Source organism: Pseudaminobacter sp. Soil_N_29 (assembly GCF_057656055.1).
Window position 1 is genome coordinate 122,716 of sequence record NZ_JBDGLC010000011.1, and the last position, 18,439, is coordinate 141,154.

General features: G+C 64.2%; 16 protein-coding genes. 11 read left to right on the forward strand and 5 right to left on the reverse strand.

Translation table 11 applies throughout. The annotated features are described in order from the left end of the window. The first annotated feature begins 31 nt into the window (after positions 1 to 31). The 10 genes from AC3A4H_RS21825 to AC3A4H_RS21870 all read left to right on the forward strand — a co-directional run bounded on the left by AC3A4H_RS21825 (position 32) and on the right by AC3A4H_RS21870 (position 12,642). Positions 32 to 3,592 (forward strand): indolepyruvate ferredoxin oxidoreductase family protein, encoded by a 3,561-nt coding sequence (locus tag AC3A4H_RS21825; RefSeq protein WP_487768593.1) that lies wholly within the window; start codon positions 32 to 34, stop codon positions 3,590 to 3,592. Between the two features lie 91 nt (positions 3,593 to 3,683). Next, positions 3,684 to 6,032 carry a putative bifunctional diguanylate cyclase/phosphodiesterase gene (locus AC3A4H_RS21830; protein ID WP_487768594.1) on the forward strand — a complete coding sequence of 783 codons (2,349 nt, stop codon included), beginning with the start codon at positions 3,684 to 3,686 and terminating at the stop codon, positions 6,030 to 6,032. 139 nt (positions 6,033 to 6,171) lie between these two features. After that, complete coding sequence (locus tag AC3A4H_RS21835) at positions 6,172 to 6,948, forward strand: N-acyl amino acid synthase FeeM domain-containing protein (RefSeq protein WP_487768595.1); 777 nt, start codon at positions 6,172 to 6,174, stop codon at positions 6,946 to 6,948. 131 nt (positions 6,949 to 7,079) lie between these two features. Continuing rightward, positions 7,080 to 7,229 carry a DUF3096 domain-containing protein gene (locus AC3A4H_RS21840; protein WP_487768596.1) on the forward strand — a complete coding sequence of 50 codons (150 nt, stop codon included), beginning with the start codon at positions 7,080 to 7,082 and terminating at the stop codon, positions 7,227 to 7,229. Between the two features lie 149 nt (positions 7,230 to 7,378). Next, positions 7,379 to 7,606, forward strand: coding sequence for an aa3-type cytochrome c oxidase subunit IV (locus AC3A4H_RS21845; RefSeq protein WP_348780659.1), 228 nt, complete (start codon positions 7,379 to 7,381; stop codon positions 7,604 to 7,606). 84 nt (positions 7,607 to 7,690) lie between these two features. Continuing rightward, positions 7,691 to 8,938 (forward strand): Re/Si-specific NAD(P)(+) transhydrogenase subunit alpha, encoded by a 1,248-nt coding sequence (locus tag AC3A4H_RS21850; RefSeq protein ID WP_487768629.1) that lies wholly within the window; start codon positions 7,691 to 7,693, stop codon positions 8,936 to 8,938. Continuing rightward, positions 8,938 to 9,366: a proton-translocating transhydrogenase family protein gene (locus AC3A4H_RS21855; RefSeq protein ID WP_348780765.1), complete on the forward strand. Its 429-nt coding sequence runs from the start codon at positions 8,938 to 8,940 to the stop codon at positions 9,364 to 9,366. The genes AC3A4H_RS21850 and AC3A4H_RS21855 overlap by 1 nt, the downstream gene beginning before the upstream one ends. Before the next feature lies 1 nt (position 9,367). Continuing rightward, entirely contained in the window at positions 9,368 to 10,765 is a 1,398-nt protein-coding gene (locus AC3A4H_RS21860; protein WP_487768597.1) for an NAD(P)(+) transhydrogenase (Re/Si-specific) subunit beta, read from the forward strand. Between the two features lie 196 nt (positions 10,766 to 10,961). Beyond that, positions 10,962 to 11,801, forward strand: a complete 840-nt coding sequence (locus AC3A4H_RS21865) for a transporter substrate-binding domain-containing protein (protein WP_348780657.1) — start codon at positions 10,962 to 10,964, stop codon at positions 11,799 to 11,801. A gap of 4 nt (positions 11,802 to 11,805) precedes the next feature. Continuing rightward, the gene (locus AC3A4H_RS21870; RefSeq protein ID WP_487768598.1) at positions 11,806 to 12,642 is read left to right on the forward strand and encodes an amino acid ABC transporter permease; all 837 of its coding nucleotides are present in this window, start codon (positions 11,806 to 11,808) and stop codon (positions 12,640 to 12,642) included. A 4-nt stretch (positions 12,643 to 12,646) separates the two neighbouring features. Here the strand turns inward: AC3A4H_RS21870 and AC3A4H_RS21875 are convergent, their stop codons facing one another. The 5 genes from AC3A4H_RS21875 to rpsU form a co-directional block, all read right to left on the reverse strand. Further along, positions 12,647 to 14,074: an MFS transporter gene (locus AC3A4H_RS21875; RefSeq protein ID WP_487768599.1), complete on the reverse strand. Its 1,428-nt coding sequence runs from the start codon at positions 14,072 to 14,074 to the stop codon at positions 12,647 to 12,649. Continuing rightward, positions 14,071 to 14,718, reverse strand: a complete 648-nt coding sequence (locus AC3A4H_RS21880; protein ID WP_487768600.1) for a helix-turn-helix transcriptional regulator — start codon at positions 14,716 to 14,718, stop codon at positions 14,071 to 14,073. Before AC3A4H_RS21880 ends, AC3A4H_RS21875 begins: the two co-directional genes overlap by 4 nt. A gap of 148 nt (positions 14,719 to 14,866) precedes the next feature. Further along, positions 14,867 to 15,355: a DUF992 domain-containing protein gene (locus tag AC3A4H_RS21885; protein WP_487768601.1), complete on the reverse strand. Its 489-nt coding sequence runs from the start codon at positions 15,353 to 15,355 to the stop codon at positions 14,867 to 14,869. 196 nt (positions 15,356 to 15,551) lie between these two features. After that, positions 15,552 to 16,397: a tetratricopeptide repeat protein gene (locus tag AC3A4H_RS21890; protein ID WP_487768602.1), complete on the reverse strand. Its 846-nt coding sequence runs from the start codon at positions 16,395 to 16,397 to the stop codon at positions 15,552 to 15,554. 146 nt (positions 16,398 to 16,543) lie between these two features. Continuing rightward, complete coding sequence (gene rpsU / locus AC3A4H_RS21895; protein WP_348780651.1) at positions 16,544 to 16,786, reverse strand: 30S ribosomal protein S21; 243 nt, start codon at positions 16,784 to 16,786, stop codon at positions 16,544 to 16,546. A gap of 390 nt (positions 16,787 to 17,176) precedes the next feature. Here rpsU and AC3A4H_RS21900 point away from each other — a divergent pair, with 390 nt between their 5' ends. Then, entirely contained in the window at positions 17,177 to 18,430 is a 1,254-nt protein-coding gene (locus AC3A4H_RS21900; RefSeq protein ID WP_487768603.1) for a sarcosine oxidase subunit beta, read from the forward strand. Positions 18,431 to 18,439: the final 9 nt, after the last annotated feature.

Below are 18,439 nucleotides of genomic sequence, written 5' to 3' on the forward strand. Positions count from 1 at the left end.
TGCGCTTTCACGCCGGAGGTGCTTCGCTTCAATGGACTTTCCGGGAGCGCAGCTCTGGTCCAGTCTGTCAAAACGCTGGCGCCCCGATTCGCCGGCCGCTTCCGCAAAGGAACGCCTGATGACGCTGCACGACGTCGCGCTCGATGACAAATTCGACCTTGGCAAGGAACGCGTCTTCCTTTCCGGGGCGCAGGCTGTGGTGCGGATGCTGCTGATGCAGCGCGAGCGCGACCGCCGTGCGGGGCTGAACACGGCAGGTTTCGTTTCGGGCTATCGCGGCTCGCCGCTGGGCGGGCTCGACATGCAGCTGTGGAAGGCGAGGTCGCAGCTCAAGCAGTCCGACATCGTCTTCGAACCCGGCCTCAACGAGGAACTCGCCGCCACCGCCTGCTGGGGCGCGCAGCAGGCCGAACTGCTGGGCGAGGGCACGCATGACGGGGTGTTTGCGCTCTGGTACGGCAAGGGGCCCGGGGTGGACCGCTCCGGGGACGTGTTCCGCCACGCGAATCTGGCCGGCTCGTCCAGACATGGCGGCGCGCTCGCCCTGATGGGCGACGACCACATGGCCGAATCCTCCACCAATGCGCACGCGACGGAATTCCTGTTCATCGACACCATGATGCCGATCCTCAACCCGGCCGGCGTGCAGGAACTGATCGACTACGGCCTCTACGGCTATGCCATGTCGCGCTTCTCGGGCACCTGGGCGGCCATCAAATGCGTCAAGGACAACATCGAATCGACGGCCTCGGTGGATGCCTCGCTCGACCGGCTGAACATCGTGCTGCCCGAGTTCGACATGCCTCCGGGCGGCCTCAACATCCGCAACGAGCTCGACCAGCTTGGCCAGGAGGCGCGCCTGCACGAATACAAGCGCGCGGCGGCCAGCGCCTTCATCCGCGCCAATAATCTCAATCGCATCGTCTATTCCGGCGGCTCCAAGGCCAGGCTCGGCATCATCACGGTGGGCAAGAGCTATCTCGATGTGCGCCAGGCGCTGGATGACATCGGCGTCGACGAGAAGCGCGCCAACGAGCTGGGTGTGCGGCTGTTCAAGGTAGGTTGCCCCTGGCCGCTCGATCTGGAGCACATCGCCGACTTCGTGCGCGGGCTGGAAACCGTGATCGTGGTGGAGGAAAAGCGCTCGCTGATCGAGGTGCAGGTGCGCGAAAACCTCTACAACACCGCCACCCAGCCCATCGTCATCGGCAAGAAGGACGAGCGCGGCGGCTGGCTGTTCCCGGCCAAGGGCGCGCTCGACCCCAACGACATCGCCATTGCACTGGGCGAGCGCATCCTGAAAGTGATCGGGCCTTCGGAGGAGATCGCCGCCCATGTCAGCCGGCTGCGCCAGTTCCAGGCGATGCTGGCTGACACGAAGGATGTGGGCGGGCGCACGCCGTTCTTCTGCTCGGGCTGCCCGCACAATTCCTCGACCAAGGTGCCGGAGGGCTCGCTCGCTGCCGCGGGCATCGGCTGTCATTTCATGGCGCTGTGGATGGACCGTTCGACGGTGGGCTTTACCGCCATGGGCGGCGAGGGCGCGCAGTGGATCGGCCAGGCGCCGTTTTCCAAGCGCCAGCACATCTTCCAGAATCTCGGCGACGGCACCTACAACCATTCCGGCACGCTGGCGATCCGCTTCGCGGTAGCGGCCGGCGCCAACATCACCTACAAGATCCTCTACAACGACGCCGTGGCCATGACCGGGGGCCAGCCGCATGAGGGCGGGCTGACGGTGGACATGATTGCCCGGCAGGTGCGCGCCGAGGGCATCGACCGCATCGCCGTGGTGACAGATGAGCCGGGCAAATATGCTGGCCGCGTCGAGTTCCCCGCCGGCGCGACCATCCACCACCGCGACGAGCTCGACCGGGTGCAGCGCGAGTTGCGCGAGGTCAAGGGCGTGTCGGTGCTGCTCTACGACCAGACTTGCGCGGCGGAAAAGCGCCGCCGCCGCAAGCGTGGCACCTTCCCCGATCCCGACAAGCGCGTCTTCATCAACGAACTGGTGTGCGAGGGCTGCGGCGACTGCGGCGTGCAGTCCAACTGCGTCTCCATCCAGCCGGTGGAGACCGAGTTCGGCCGCAAGCGCAAGATCGACCAGTCGAGCTGCAACAAAGATTTTTCCTGCGTCAACGGGTTCTGTCCGTCCTTCGTGACGGTGCATGGCGCGAAGATCCGCAAGGCCGAGGGCATCGCCGGAAAGTCCGACCCGCTGGCGGGCGTGCCGCAGCCGAAGCCGTTCCCGCTCGGAAACGGCTGGTCCTCGATCATCGACGGTGTCGGCGGCACCGGCGTGGTGACCGTTGGCGCGATCCTGGGCATGGCGGCGCATTTGGAGGGCAAGGGCTGCGGCATGATCGACATGGCCGGGCTCGCCCAGAAGGGCGGCTCGGTCTTCACCCATGTTCGCATTGCCGAAACGCCGGAAGCCATCAACGCCATCCGCGTTTCGGCCGGCAAGGCCGATTTGATCCTGGGCTGCGACCTGGTCGTCTCCGGCGCCAAGAAGGTGCTGGCGGCGGTGCGCGAGGGGCATACGATTTTCGTCGCCAACACGGCCGAGGTGATGCCGGGCGAATTCACCCGCTCGGCCGATTTTTCCTTGCCGACCGAGCGGCTGAAGAAGGCGATCCGGGACGCCGCGGGCGAGGCGCATGCGCATTTCTTCGACGCCACGCGCGCGGCCACCGCGCTGTTCGGCAATTCGCTCGGCGCCAACATGTTCCTGCTCGGCTTTGCCTATCAGAATGGCGGGCTGCCGCTTTCGGCAGACGCGATCGAAAAGGCAATCGAACTCAACGGACAGGCGGTGGCCATGAACGTCGCCGCCTTCCGCTGGGGCCGGCGTGCGGCGCACGAGCCGGAGTTTGTGCGCGGGCTGGTCGCCCAGCCGGTGAGCGCCGCGAGCGTGGAGCCGGCGCGGACGCTGGACGAGATCATCGCGCGGCGGGTGGATTTTCTCACCGCCTACCAGAACGCGGCTTACGCGAAGCGCTACCGCGACCGCATCGAGGCGTTGCGCGCGGCCGAAACCAAGGCTTCGCCTGGTTCCACCGTCGTCACCGAAGCGGCGGCAAAAAACCTGTTCAAGCTGATGGCGATCAAGGACGAATACGAGGTGGCGCGGCTCTACACCGACGGCTCCTTCGCGCGGCAGCTCTCGGCGCAATTCCAGGGCTACGACCGGTTGGAATTCCACCTTGCGCCGCCGATCCTCGGCCGCCGCGACGCCGACGGCAAGCCGCGCAAGTCGAGTTTTGGGCCGTGGATGATGACGGGCTTTCGGGTGCTCGCTGCCTTGAAACGGCTGCGCGGCACGGCGTTCGACGTTTTCGGCTACACCGCCGAGCGGCGCATGGAGCGCGAGCTGCTGGCGCAATATGAGGGCGACCTGGACCTGATCCGCGGCTCGCTGACGGCTGGCGGGATCGAGGCGGCGACAGCACTCGCCTCGGTGCCGGCGCTGATCCGCGGCTACGGCCATGTCAGGCAGGCGAGTACCGTGAAGGCGGCCGGCGAGAGGGCGCGGCTGCTCGAGCGCCTTGCCGGCGAGCCCGCCGAGCGCAGGCTGCAGGCGGCGGAGTGACAGGGGGAGACGAACCGGGTTTCGTAGAGTGATCGGTTTTTTTTCGCCCAGTTGTCTGGCGCGCGGGGAATAAGTCTTTCTTAAGGCGACTATGGCATTGCTAGGGTCCCGAGCATGGGTTGCAAGCGTGACCAGAAGACGAAAGAACGACATACCTGTTGACGTCTACATCCCATTTGTGGAGACCCTTTTTCGTGACGGTCTCACGCTTGGCATTGGCATTATTGCGCAGGCGCTTCTCGCCATCCTCGTTTATTTCAAGACGCAGGATGCCATTTATTTCGGGATAGCCATTGCCATCGTAACGATCGGCGTGCTGCGGCTAGCTTACGTTCAGAAATATCGTCGGGCGCCATCTCCGCAGGACGTGACAGAGGCGCGCAAACGCGAGAACGCCTATATTTTCTGGGGAGTCATGCACGCCTCAGCCCTGGGCTTCTTTTGTTTCGCCGGCATTTATCTCGCACATGACCAGTTCGCCGAGATTGCCTCGGTTTGCGTGACGCTTGGATCCGTCACCTCGATCGCAGGGCGCAACTACGGGTCGCCACGACTGGTCATGTTCCAGATCGTGGCTGCCACCTGGCCCATCTCGATGGGTTTTTTGCTTCGGGGTGACGCCTATCACATCACCTTGGGCTTGCTGTCGGCACCGTTCTTCTTCGCCATTCGGAAATTCGCGGAAATCGTCCGTGAGGTCCTGTTCGCCGCGCTGAATGAAAAGAAGAAGGCCAATCTGATCGCCCAACGCTTCAACCGCGCTCTCAACACCATGTCGCACGGCCTCGTCATGCTCGGGCCGAGCGGAAAAGTGGTGGTGGCCAACGCGGAAGCGGCGCATCTGATGTCGCTCCAGTCGCCTGACGCGCTGCTCGGGCGTTCCATCCATTCCCTGCTCATGCGCGGCGTGGCAGGCGGCATGTTGGATGCCAAGGAATGCCACTACATCGAAGGGCAGCTGACCAGAGCGCTGCGGGAAGGGCGGGACCGCAAGGTGCTGGTACCCTTCACCAACGGCCAGCACTACGAGTTTTCCGCCCGCGAGGGCAGTCAGGAACTCGGCGTCATCACATTTGAAGACGTCACGCAGCGCGTTGCGGCGGAGGAAAAGATCCGCACCATGGCGCGCTATGACAGCCTGACAGGCCTGCCGAACCGAGCCTATTTCAACGAGATCGTTGCCGAATGCATGGCCTCAGGCGACCGCCGGCGCCTGTGCGCGCTTGCCGTTCTCGACCTCGACGATTTCAAGAGCGTGAACGACACGCTGGGGCATCCGGTGGGCGATGGCCTGATCTATGCCGCGGCGGAACGCCTTGCAGCCATGGCAACGGACGAGATCAAGGTCAGCCGTTTCGGCGGCGACGAATTTATGATCTTCTTCAACCGGGTCGAGGACGAGACCCATTTGTCGGCAATGCTCGATCGCATGTTTGCCGGGATGCAGGGCGATGTGGACGTGGCTGGGCACGTGCTGCGCATCCAGGCCAGCGGTGGGGCAGTCCTCTCGAGCGTCGAGAGCGGCGACGTCGACGCCATGACCGTCAAGGCCGACCTTGCCCTCTACAAGGCCAAGGAACTGGGCAAGAACGGCTGGCGGCTGTTCGAGACGGCAATGGAAGCGGCGTTCCGCGACAAGCAGCTTCTGAAGGCCGATCTGCGCAGCGCCGTGGAGGCTGGCGCCCTGCGGGTCGTGTTCCAACCCATCGTGGCGATGCAGACGATGCGTATCGCGAGCTGCGAGGCGCTGTGCCGCTGGGATCATCCCACTCTCGGCCCGATCTCGCCGGCCGTTTTCATCACGCTGGCCGAAGAGATGGGTATCATCTCGGACATCAGCACCTTCGTGCTGCAGACGGCGTGCCAGGAATGCGCAAAGTGGCCGGAGCCGATCGGCGTTTCGGTCAATCTCTCGGCCAAGGACTTCCGCTCGGGCGACATTGTCGAGAAAGTGCGCGCGGCGCTGGTGCAGTCAGGTCTTTCCGCAAAGCGCCTCGAGGTCGAGGTGACGGAAACCGCGTTGTTGGACGACAAGTCGCTGACGCGCCAGTATATCGAAGGTATCAAGAAGCTCGGCGTGCGCATCGCGCTGGATGATTTCGGCACCGGCTATTCGAGCCTGAGCTACCTTCACAAACTGCCGCTGGACAAGGTCAAGATCGACCGCAGCTTCCTTGTCGACATGACGCGCAGCAAGCGCTCGCTGGAACTGATCAGGGGCATCGTCAACCTGTCGCGCTCCCTCGGCCTTACCGTCACCATAGAAGGGGTGGAAACCTTCGAGCAGCTGAAAATCCTTGCCGACACGATAAAGCCCGACCTCCTGCAAGGCTTCCTGTTCGGCTCGGCTTTGAGCGCCTCCGGCATTGAGACCATGTCCAACACGATCTGGCCATTCGCCAGCGACGTGGGTGTCAGCGGCCGTAGCGCACGCTGCTGAACGGGCCAGCCGAACTCCGATCCTTTGCCGGATTCGTTAACCTTAACAATTGGTAAACCGCTGGTTCTGCATTTTCAGCTTTACTTGACGGCGCCCCCGGCTACCTTGTCGCCAGCGGTGGGAAGACGGGGAAACAATCATGGTCACGCATCTTGCGAAGGCTGGCGGTGCCAGCTCCGGTGAAGCGGATTCGTCGCAGGTGTCGGCGTTCGCACGCAATGTTTCTGCGATGCTGGAGCGGACGGAATACCGCCGTTGCGACAAGGGCGAAGATCTGGAAGACATCTATCGTTTGCGCTATGCGGCTTACCGGCTGAACGATTTGGTGTCGGAGAACCCGGATCACATCGTCCACGACCCCTTCGACGAGCTTCCGAATTGCTACCGCTTCGGCGTGTATATCGATGGCCACCTCGTCAGCACGGTCCGTCTCCATCACGTTTCGGCGGAATGTTCGCAATCTCCGTCTACCTCGGTCTATCCGGACCTTCTGTTGCCGCGGATTGCGGCTGGCGACAGCTTCATCGACCCGAGCCGATTGGCGGCCGATAGGGAATGGTCGCGCATTTATCCGCAGATTCCTTATCTGACGCTGCGCCTTGCCGGGATGGCGTGCTTTCACTTCAACGCGCCATATTGTATTTCCATGATTAGGGAAGATCACACCGCCTTCTACAAGCGAATATATCAATCTCGCCCGATCGGCGAGGCGCGGCAGTATGGCGGCGTCATCAACTGCTTTGCGCTACTTTACCAGGCGGACGTCCTTGCAATTCAAGATGAGACGTTTGCGCGTTTCCCTTTCTTCCGGTCCACGCCGCTCGAGCAGCGCATGCTGTTCGGCAAGCCGGAAAGCGGCGAGCTGGCGCCGCTGACGGTGCTGCCGACCGCCAAATATTTCAGCGACGCAGCTTAGCGGAAGCTGGCGGGGCGTTTCGCGCGGAAACCTTTCCTACGCGCTTGTCGTTATGGCCCTGCAGCCTTGCAGGGCAATTTTCAGGCCCTCGGCTGTGCTTGGATCGAACCACGACTGCGAAAGGAACCGCCATGACGTTATCAACGCCGGCCGTCGCGCCGCTTGTCTCGCTGATCGCCGGCCTGCTCATTCTCATCATGCCGCGCCTGTTGAACTACATCGTCGCCATCTACCTCATCATTGTGGGCTTGCTCGGGCTGTTTCCGCATCTGGTCGGGTGAGGGCAAGCGTTGCGTCGAGGCGAGCAACGCACCCACCAACCGTTGCCCATCGAGAAATCCGAGACAAGGCCGAGGCGCGGCATCACGGCCATTGCCCAAGCCGTTGCTTTTCGCTATGTGCGCATGAAACGATTTCGGAGGGTTTTTTGATGGCAGACCACTTGACGACCGGTCCGGTCGAAACGGGTGCCCAGATGGACTATCGCGAGCACGAGCGTACCTACAGCGCTTTCCTCAGCATCGCAAAGTATGGCACGCTTGTCTGCATCGCCATTCTGATCGCGATGGCATTCGGCTTCTTCACCAGCGCCGGCTTCTTCTCTGCAACGGTTCTGTTCCTTATCGTCTGTGCCGTTGGCGGATATCTTCTCCGCTAATCCCTCCAGACCTTTGTCTTGAAGGTGTGGTCTTGCGCTCCGGCCGAGCTGCGCCTGGTGGTTTTCAGCCGAAAGGGCCATGCCGTGGCGCAAACGATCTTTGTTCCGAAGGAAGTTGATCCCAACGAGCCGCGGGTGGCGGCGTCGCCCGAAACGGTGAAACGCCTGACCGGGCTTGGCTTCGACGTGGTGGTCGAAGCCGGCGCCGGGCTTGGCTCCCGAATCGTCGACGCCGATTTCGAGGCGACCGGGGCGAAGATCGGCAAGGCCGCCGACGCGGCCAGGGCCGACGTGGTGCTGAAGGTGCGCCGTCCGACCGAGGCCGAGCTGAAGGGCTACAAGAAGGGCGCGGCGGTCATCGCCATCATGGACCCTTATGGCAACGACGCCGCGGTTGCGGCGCTGGCCAGGGCCGGGGTCACCGCTTTCGCCATGGAATTCATGCCGCGCATCACCCGCGCGCAGGTGATGGACGTGCTGTCCAGCCAGGCCAACCTCGCCGGCTACCAGGCGGTGATCGACGCAGCCGCCGAATACGACCGCGCGCTGCCGATGATGATGACGGCGGCGGGCACCGTGCCGGCGGCCAAGGTGTTCATCATGGGCGTGGGCGTGGCCGGCCTGCAGGCGATCGCCACGGCGCGCCGCCTCGGCGCCATCGTCACCGCCACCGACGTGCGCCCGGCTGCCAAGGAGCAGGTCGCCTCGCTCGGCGCCAAGTTCCTCGCGGTCGAGGACGAGGAGTTCAAGGCGGCCGAGACGGCCGGCGGCTACGCCAAGGAAATGTCCAAGGAATACCAGGCCAAGCAGGCGGCGCTGACCGCCGAGCACATCGCCAAGCAGGACATCGTCATCACCACGGCGCTCATTCCGGGCCGCCCGGCGCCGAAGCTGGTGTCGAAGGAGATGGTCGCCTCGATGAAGCCGGGCTCGGTGCTGGTCGACCTCGCCGTCGAGCGCGGCGGCAATGTCGAGGGCGCAGTGCCGGGCCAGGTCGTAACCACCGAAAACGGCGTCAAGATCGTCGGGCATCTCAACGTGCCGGGCCGCGTCGCGGCCTCGGCCTCGCTCCTCTACGCCAAGAACCTTTTTGCCTTCCTCGAAACGCTGGTCGACAAGGAGACAAAGCAGCTGGCAATCAACCGCGACGACGAGCTGGTCAAGGCCACCATGCTGACCGATGGCGGTGAGGTGGTGCACCCGGCCTTCGCGGCAGCCGCACAGGCAGCCGCAAGCGCGCCCGAGGCGGCTGAAAAACCGGCTGCCAAACCGGCGGCCAGGAAAACCGCCGCGAAAAAGCCTGCCGCCAAGACGTCGAAGGGGGATGCATGATGGACAAGACCGCGCTCGAACAGGCGCTCGACCAGCTCGACCAGGCGGTCGCGGCGGTGCGTCTCGGAGTTCAGGACCTGGTGAACGCGCAAGGTGCGGCGGAAGCCGCCGGCGCGGCGGCGCATGCCGCATCGGGCGGGGCCATCGACCCGTTCGTGTTCCGCTTTGCCATCTTCGTGCTGGCGATCTTCGTCGGCTACTACGTCGTCTGGTCGGTGACGCCGGCGCTGCACACGCCGCTGATGGCGGTGACCAACGCGATCTCCTCGGTGATCGTGGTGGGCGCGCTGCTGGCGGTCGGCATCGCCGCCTCGGGCCTGGCCACCGGCTTCGGCTTCGTCGCGCTGATGCTGGTGTCGGTCAACATCTTCGGCGGCTTCCTCGTCACCCAGCGCATGCTGGCCATGTACAAGAAGAAGGAAAAGTGACGTGAACGCCAACCTCGCTTCCTTCCTCTATCTGGTCTCCGGCATCCTGTTCATCCTGGCGCTGCGCGGCCTGTCGCACCCGACGACCAGCCGCCAGGGCAACATCTACGGCATGGTCGGCATGGCCATCGCCATTGCCACCACGCTGGCGCTGGCCACGCCCTCCGTCGGCGGCTTTGCGCTCATCGTCGTCGGTCTCGCCATCGGCGGCGGCATCGGCGCCGTGGTGGCGCGCCGCATCCCCATGACCTCGATGCCGCAGCTGGTGGCGGCCTTCCACAGCCTCGTCGGCATGGCCGCCGTGCTGGTGGCTGCCGCCGCCATGTATGCGCCCGAAAGCTTCGGCATCGGTTCGGTTGGCGCCATCCATGGTCAGGCCCTGGTCGAGATGAGCCTGGGCGTGGCCATCGGCGCCATCACCTTCACCGGCTCGGTCATCGCTTTCCTGAAGCTCGACGGGCGCATGTCGGGCAAGCCGATCATGCTGCCGGCACGCCATGTCATCAACATCGTGCTGGGCGCGACGCTTGCGGTGCTGATCGTGCTCCTGGTGGTCACGCAGAGCTATGCCGTGTTCTGGCTGATCGTGGCGCTGTCGCTGGCGCTGGGCGTGCTGCTGATCATCCCGATCGGCGGCGCCGACATGCCGGTGGTCGTGTCGATGCTCAACTCCTATTCCGGCTGGGCGGCTGCCGCGCTGGGCTTCACGCTGGGCAATCTGGCGCTGATCATCACCGGCGCGCTGGTCGGCTCGTCGGGTGCGATCCTGTCCTACATCATGTGCAAGGGCATGAACCGCTCCTTCATCTCGGTCATCCTCGGCGGCTTCGGCGGCGAGACGACGGCGGCGGCGGATGACGGCGTCGAGCGCACGGTCAAGCAGGGCTCGGCCGACGATGCCGCCTATCTGATGATGAACGCGCAGAAGGTCATCATCGTGCCGGGCTACGGCATGGCGGTGGCGCAGGCGCAGCACGCGCTGCGCGAGATGGCCGACAAGCTCAAGGCCAATGGCGTGGACGTGAAATACGCCATCCACCCGGTCGCCGGCCGCATGCCGGGCCACATGAACGTGCTGCTGGCCGAGGCCAACGTGCCCTATGACGAGGTGTTCGAGCTGGAGGACATCAACTCCGAGTTCGCCCAGGCCGACGTGGCCTATGTCATCGGCGCCAACGACGTGACCAACCCGTCGGCGCGCGACGACAAGAACTCGCCGATCTACGGCATGCCGATCCTCGACGTGGACAAGGCGCGCACCTGCCTGTTCGTGAAGCGCTCGCTCGGCTCCGGCTATGCCGGCATCGACAACACGCTGTTCTACAAGGACGGCACCATGATGCTGCTGGGCGATGCCAAGAAGATGACCGAGGAAATCGTCAAGGCGATGGAGCATTAGGTCGGAACTGGAATGGTTTCCGCTTAGATTCTGATTTAAGAAAGAGGGCCGTTTGTGACGGCCCTTTTTTTATTGGTGGTGCGAATCACGGCTTGCCCGATTTGTATATACATGATTGAAATTGGCTAAGCCGGCTCTCCAAGATCGGTAATCAGGCGGAACACGGGCCGTGAGCTCAAAGGATGGGAAATCGGACATGAAACGAATTGTTGCAGCGGCAGCCGCTTTCGGCTGCGTGATGGCGGGCGCGGTCTCGGCACAGGCCGGCGAGACGCTGGACCGCGTGATGAAGAACAAGCTGCTGGTGGAGGTGACGGACCAGGCCTACCAGCCGTTTTCGTTCATGAACGACAAGGGCGAGATGGACGGCTTCGACATCGACGTGTCGAAGGAATTCGCGAAGCGGCTGGGCGTCGACTACAAGGTCGAGACGCCGTCCTGGGCGATCATCACTGCCGGCAACTGGAAGGGCCGCTGGGACATCTGCATCTGCTCGATGACGCCGACTGCCGAGCGCGGCAAGGTGCTCGACTTCGTCAACGAGTATTACGCGGCACCTGCCGTGATCGTGGTCAACAGCGACAACACCGATATCAAGAGCGCAGCCGACCTGAGCGGCAAGAAGATTGGCTCCGAAGCCGGCTCCACCTTCGAGAAATACATCGACAAGCAGCTGGTGATCGAGACGCCGGACGGGCACAAGCAGGACATCGAATTCCCCTTCGATAACGTCACCGCGGTTCCGTACGATTCGGAAGACACCGCTTTCCAGGATCTGGCGCTGGGCAGCGGCAAGCGTCTCGACGCTGTCGTCTCCGGCTACCTGACCGCCAAGGAGCGTGTCGAGAATTCGGGCGGCAAGTTCAAGATCATTGACGGCGAGCTGTTCCACGAGCCGATCTGGGTTGCCGCCGAAAAGGGCGATCCGGAATGGAATGCCAAGATCAAGGAAATCTTCAAGGAAATGGAGGCCGACGGCACGCTGGCCAAGATTTCCGAGAAGTGGATCGGCAAAGACATCTCCAGCAAGCAGTAGCGGCGTGACAAACCAGACTACCGAGATTGCCGAGGGCGGGAAGTTGCTCCCGCCCGAGGTGGTCGACAAGCGGGGCCGCCTGTTCAAGGTTCAGGTGGCCGGTGTATGGACGGCGCTGTTTGCGCTGTTCGTGCTGTTCTTCCTGAGCTTCGGCCTCGACTTCCCCTTCATTGTCGATAAGTTCCCGATGCTGGCCGGTCTGCGGCTGACGAAGGACGGCTTCATCCAGGGAGCGGCGCTTACGCTCTTTGTTTGTTTCTTCGGCATCGCCGCGTCGATCGTGCTCGGGCTGCTCTCGGCGCTGGCCCGGCTTTCCAACAATGCCCTGTTCTATGGCCTGTCGACCTTCTACACCTCGTTCTTCCGCGGCACGCCGCTGCTGGTGCAGATCTTCCTGATCTATCTCGGGCTGCCGCAGATCGGCCCGGTGCCGGATGCCGTGCCGTCCGGCATCATCGCGCTGTCGCTGAACTACGGCGCCTATCTCAGCGAGATCTTCCGCTCCGGCATCCTGTCGGTGCCTGCCGGCCAACACGAGGCAGGCGCATCGCTCGGCCTGCACCGCAGGCAGATCATGTGGAAGATCGTGCTGCCGCAGGCTATGCGCATCGTGATCCCGCCGACGGGCTCGCAATTCATCGCCATGCTGAAGGACTCGTCCCTCATTTCGGTGATGGGCGTGTGGGAAATCATGTTCCTTGCCCAGTCCTTCGGCCGCGCCAGCTATCGCTACATCGAGATGCTGACCACGGCCGCGCTGATCTACTGGTTCCTCTCGTTCCTGTTCGAGATGGTGCAGGCCCGGTTGGAGGCCCATTATGGCAAGGGCTACAAGCGCTAGCTGCTTATGCGACGGCGGGCCTGCTTGCGCCCGCCGTCAGCCGCACGGCGGCAAGAACACCCACCAGCGCCAGCGGCACATAGGCCAGGAACAGCCACGTCGCGACATTTTGGGCTGTCTGCCCCGACAGGCCTTCGGAAAATCCGGCGGCATTGGCGATGATGCCGCAAGAGGCGGCACCCACGGCATAGCCGATGCGCTGCATGGTGGGCACCGCCGAGGAGGCGATGGTGCTGTCGCTGGGATCGGCCGCCGCCACGATGACGCGGGTGACGAATGGCCAGGCAATGCCGAAGCCGCCGCCCTGCAGCAGCGCGCACAGCAGGATAAGCGCGATCGAGCCAGCGGGCACCGCATGGGCGAAGCCGGCGATGCCGGCGGCGATCATGGCGGCGCCGCCGACGATGATCAGCCTCTCGTGGCGGGGCGGCGCATTGGCGACCAGGATGGACAGGACCGACCAGGCGATCGATTCCGCGGCGATGATGTAACCGGCCGTCAGAAGCGAAATGCCGTGCAGGCTGGTGAGCAGCAGCGGTCCGTAGACGGCAAAGGAGCAGGTGGCTACCGAAAACGTCGCCACCATGATCATGCCATTGCCGACCGGGGTGCGTCGGTCGAACGGCCGGCGGGGAAACAGCCGCGACAGGGGCTTGCGGGCATCGAGCACGAAGAATAGCGCAAGCCCGGCGAGGCCCGTTACCAGCAGGAGGGTCGAGCGCAGCATCTCTATGCGCACGCCGGCCAGCGCAATCATCACGACGCTGGCGGCCAGCGCGGCGAGCGCCACGAACGGGAAGGGCGGCAGCGCGCCGGAGATGGCCTGGCGCCGGGTGGCGGCGGGGCCGCGCAGAACGGCAAAGCACGCCAGCGCCATGCCGCCGCCGAGGAAGAAGAAGATGCCGAAGGCCCACCGCCAGGAGACCAACTGCGTGATCAGCGCGCCGACCAGCGGGCCGCTGAACGCCGCCACGCCCCAGATTGCCGACATGACGCCGAATAGCTGCGGCCAGATGCTGCGCGGGAAAAGCCGTTCCACCGAGACGAAGGCCAGCGCCACCAGCGCGCCGCCGCCCAGCCCCTCGACCAGGCGGCCGGCGAGGAACAGGGGCATGGTGTGGGCCATGGCGCACACGGCCGCGCCCGCGGCATAGAGCAGGGCGGCCACTGCCATGTTGCTGCGCAAAGGCACATAGGTGATAAGCCGCCCGGCGGCCGCGCCGGCCACGATGGCACCGACCTCGTAGATCGCCAGCGACCAGCCCACCAGCTCCACGCCGGAAAGTTCGCCGACCATGGCCGGCATGACGGTCGCCACCATGGTCTCGTTGGTGGCGTGCAGCATGATGCCCAGGCAGATGAACATGAAACGGGCGAGGTCGCCGCTCGCCCACAATGCCCGCCAGTCGGCCCGGTTGGTCCCTGCGTTCATGAATGCCCCTCCGAGGCTGGCTGGATGCGGTAGGCGCAGCGGCGCGCGCCCTCGAGTATGTAGTCGACGCGCTCCACGCTGACGTTCGGGCCCAGCACCTGCCGGAACAGGGCAAGCTCGGAGCGGCAGAAGTTGCGGCAGCTACTTGCTGCCGCGCAGATCGGGCAATGGTTTTCGGCAAGCAGCCACGCGCCGTCCGGCAGTTGCTCTGTCTCGGCCATGTAGCCTTCGCGGGCGCGGATGTGAGCGAGGGCGGCGACGCGGGCGCCGAGCCCTTCGCGGTCGGAGAGGGCGGCTTCATAGCGCTGCAGCATCTGGCGCTCGCGGTCGCCGATTAGCCGGTCGAGGCCCTCCTCGCCGAACAGCGCGCGGAGCGAATCGAGCATCTCGACGGTCAGCACTGCATGGCTGTCGGGGAAGCGCTTTTGGGCGAGCTCGGTCAAGCGCCAATAGCGCTCCGGGCGGCCGACACGCCCGGCGCGATCCTCAAAGGCGATCAGGCCGCCCTCCAGCAGCGAAGCGAGATGTTTTCGCGCGCCGGGCGGGGTGATTCCGAGTTCCTGCGCGATCGCGGCCGTGGCTTGCTCGCCGCGAAATTTCAGGAACCGCAGGATGCGGTCATCGCTTGGAGCACTGTCCGGCACGACGCCTCATACGATTAAGAAACCAAACGGTTCTTAAATCGAATGAGGCGCGATCGGCAATGCGGCCCGGCTACTGGATCAAGCGATCCGGCAGCTCTGGCGCAGACGTTCCCGGCGCCATTGTCGGCCACATGGGACCGACGTCGGCCTACTGAGCGCTGACCAACTGCAGCTTCGAGGCAGTGACGGCGGCGTTGACGCCGGTTTGCGCCTGCACGCTGAGCGGTTGCAGGGCAAAGCTGTTCCAAAGCCCGCCGACCAGCAGATTGGCGCCCCCGCCGATGCCGGTGCTGGCTTCGGCCGTTGCGCCGACATAATAGCCGGCTAGTTGTCCCGGCATATAGGCGTCCCAGGTGGGGGCGATGACCCACCAGACCAGCCCACCCCCAGCGGTCAGGCCCACGTCGACGCCAAGCTTGTCGATGCGGCCGCGGTAGGTTTCAACCGGAACGTTCCTGTCGATGCTTTGGAACGTGCAGATCATGTCCTTGCTCGAGCCTATGATGTAGGCCGCCCCACCGCCGATGGCGCAGCTGAGTGTGCCCACTCTGATACCGAGTGCCTGCGCGGGCGTGGTGAAGGTAGGAGCAGCTACGGTGGCGGCCAGCACGGCTGCCGCAATAAGGGAGGTATTCATCGAGTTGATCCCTTCGCTTTGTAAAAATCAATGATCGACAAAACCCGGCAGAATGCCGCCGATTGCGGGGATAACCGGCGACCGCGTGCAAGGTTCCGCGCCGGCGGCACCACGATGAAAAATCCGCGTAAATGCAAACGCCCGGCAGGGGGTCCGCCGGGCGCTCTGAATGGAATGGGCTTGCCGTGGGTGCCGGTCAGCCGCGTGTGCGGGCCAGGCCCTCGATGGCGGGCTTGTAGTTGGGGTCGAGCCGTGCCGCCTGCGAGTAGGAGCGGGCGGCCTTGGCCTTGTCGCCGCGACGCTCGTAGATCAGCGCCTGGTTGGCCCAGCTCTCGGCGATGTTGCCGTCGAGCTTGATGGCCATGTTGAAGTCGGCGAAGGCGTTCTCCTCGTCATTCGTGGCGAGGTAGGAAAGGCCGCGGCCGTTATAGGGCTCGGCCGCCTCGGGAGCCAGCGAGATCGCGGTCGAGAAATCCTCGATCGCGTAGGCGTGCTGCCTCTGCTGCTGATAGATCAGGCCGCGATTGTGGTAGGCGCGGGGGTCGGTGGTGTCGAGCTGGATCGCCTTCTGGAAGTCGTTGAAGGCTTCCTGGACGCGCCCCGCCTTGCGGTAGAGATTGCCGCGGCCGATATAGGCGGCGTCGTAATTGGGATTGAGCTGAACGGCGCGGTTGTAGTCGCTGAGAGCATTGGCCTGGTTGCCCATGAAGCGATGGATCAGGGCGCGGTTGGCATAGGCCTGGTAGAAATTCGGGCGCAGCTGGATGGCGGTGTCGAAGTCTTGCAGGGCTTCGCGATACTTGCCGCCGCGGCCATAGGCCGAGCCGCGCACATTGTAGGCTTCCGGATCCTGTGGGTTGCGCGCGATGACCGCCGAAAGCGAGGCGATGTTCTCGCTGGAGCTCTGCGCCGTGTCGATTTTCGTGAGTTCGCCGGCGGGGCCGCCGGTCTGGCAGGCGGCGAGTGCGAGGCCGGAAAGCACCACTGCGATCGTGGCTGGCCCGCGCCAGAACATCCTGCGGTCGCCGGTCACTGCTTGCATCGCGTCATCCCCCTTCCAGCCGCCGGAGGTGCGCTCCCCTGCGGCAAATCACTGTTCTCAGATTTCAACCAAAACAAAAAGGTGGCGGTGACAGCGTGTCACCCCACCTTCCGCTATCCTTGGAAAAGGACGAAAACTTGGCGAGATCAACGCGCCGGGCGGGCGGCCGGACGCGGCGCCATCGGCAGCAGGCCTTCGCGCTGGGCGCGCTTGCGGGCCAGCTTGCGGGCGCGGCGGACGGCTTCGGCCTTTTCACGGGCGCGCTTTTCGGAAGGCTTCTCGTAGTGGCCGCGCATCTTCATTTCGCGGAAGATGCCCTCACGCTGCATCTTTTTCTTGAGCGCGCGAAGCGCCTGATCAACGTTGTTGTCGCGGACGAGTACCTGCACGGGCGATCCTGTCTTTCGTTTGATTCAATAAAGCGGGGCACGCTACAACTGCTTTCGCAGCGGTCACCACCGCGAATTGGGGCGGCTGATAGCAGAATCAAGGGGGCATGTCGAGAGGGGTAGAGCAAAAGCCCCGAAAAGCCTGCCCAAAAAAGCGCATGCGGAGTGGACAAATCACTCGTCTGTCCACTATGGCCGAGCGGGCGGCAAGGTCAATCGGAATTCTCCGCGAGCCCCGCTGGCGGCTGCCGGCAACGCTGGGCCGCCGCATGGCCCAAAGCGGCATTCGCCGTCGCAAACAGCGCAAAGCTGGTACTGCCTTTTCGCTAGTGCTACACGTCGCCTCTGATTCAGAAACGCTCCCGTTCCGGCATTCACGAGATCAAGTCCATGCGGAAATATTCGGTATTTGCCATCGCGCGCGAAGCCATGCGCGGCCACAAGGGCTGGGAGGAGCAGTGGTCCTCGCCCGAGCCGAAGGCCGAATACGACGTCATCATCATCGGCGCCGGCGGCCACGGCCTGGCCACTGCCTACTACCTGGCCAAGGAGCACGGCATCACCAATGTGGCAGTGCTGGAGAAGGGTTGGCTCGGCGGCGGCAACACCGGCCGCAACACCACCATCATCCGTTCCAACTATCTCTATGATGAGTCGGCCGGCATCTATGACCACGCCGTGAAGCTGTGGGACGGGCTTTCCCAGGACCTCAACTACAACGTCATGTACTCGGCGCGTGGCGTCATGATGCTGGCGCACAATGTGCATGACGTGCAGACGCTCAAGCGCCATGTCCATGCCAACCGGCTGAACGGCGTCGACAACGAATATCTGACGCCCGAGCAGGCCAAGGAATTCTGCCCGCCGCTCAATATCTCCAAGGATGCGCGCTACCCGGTGATGGGCGCCACGCTGCAGCGGCGCGGCGGCACTGCCCGCCACGACGCGGTGGCCTGGGGCTATGCACGCGGCGCCTCGGCACGCGGCGTCCACATCATTCAAAATTGCGAGGTCACCGGCATCAAGCGCGCGGCCAACGGCGCGGTGACCGGCGTCGAGACCTCGCGCGGCTTCATCGGCGCCAAGAAGGTGGGCGTGGTGGCGGCCGGCCACACCTCCGTGCTGATGGACATGGCAGGCGTGCGCATGCCGCTGGAAAGCTATCCGCTGCAGGCGCTGGTGTCGGAACCGGTCAAGCCGGTGTTCCCCTGCGTGGTGATGTCGAACACGGTGCACGCCTATATCTCGCAGTCCGACAAGGGCGAGCTGGTGATCGGCGCCGGCACCGACCAGTACACTTCCTATTCTCAAACGGGTGGGCTCCACATCCTCAACCACACGCTCGACGCCATCTGCGAGATGTTCCCCATCTTCACGCGCATGAAGATGCTGCGCTCCTGGGGCGGCATCGTCGACGTGACGCCCGACCGCTCGCCGATCCTGGCCAAGACCCCGGTGCAGGGGCTCTACGTCAACTGCGGCTGGGGCACCGGCGGCTTCAAGGCGACGCCCGGCTCAGGCCATGTGTTTGCCCACACCATTGCGCGCGACGAGCCGCATCCGATCAATGCGCCGTTCACGCTGGAGCGCTTCCGCACCGGCCGTCTGATCGATGAGGCGGCAGCTGCCGCCGTGGCTCACTGAACACCAAGG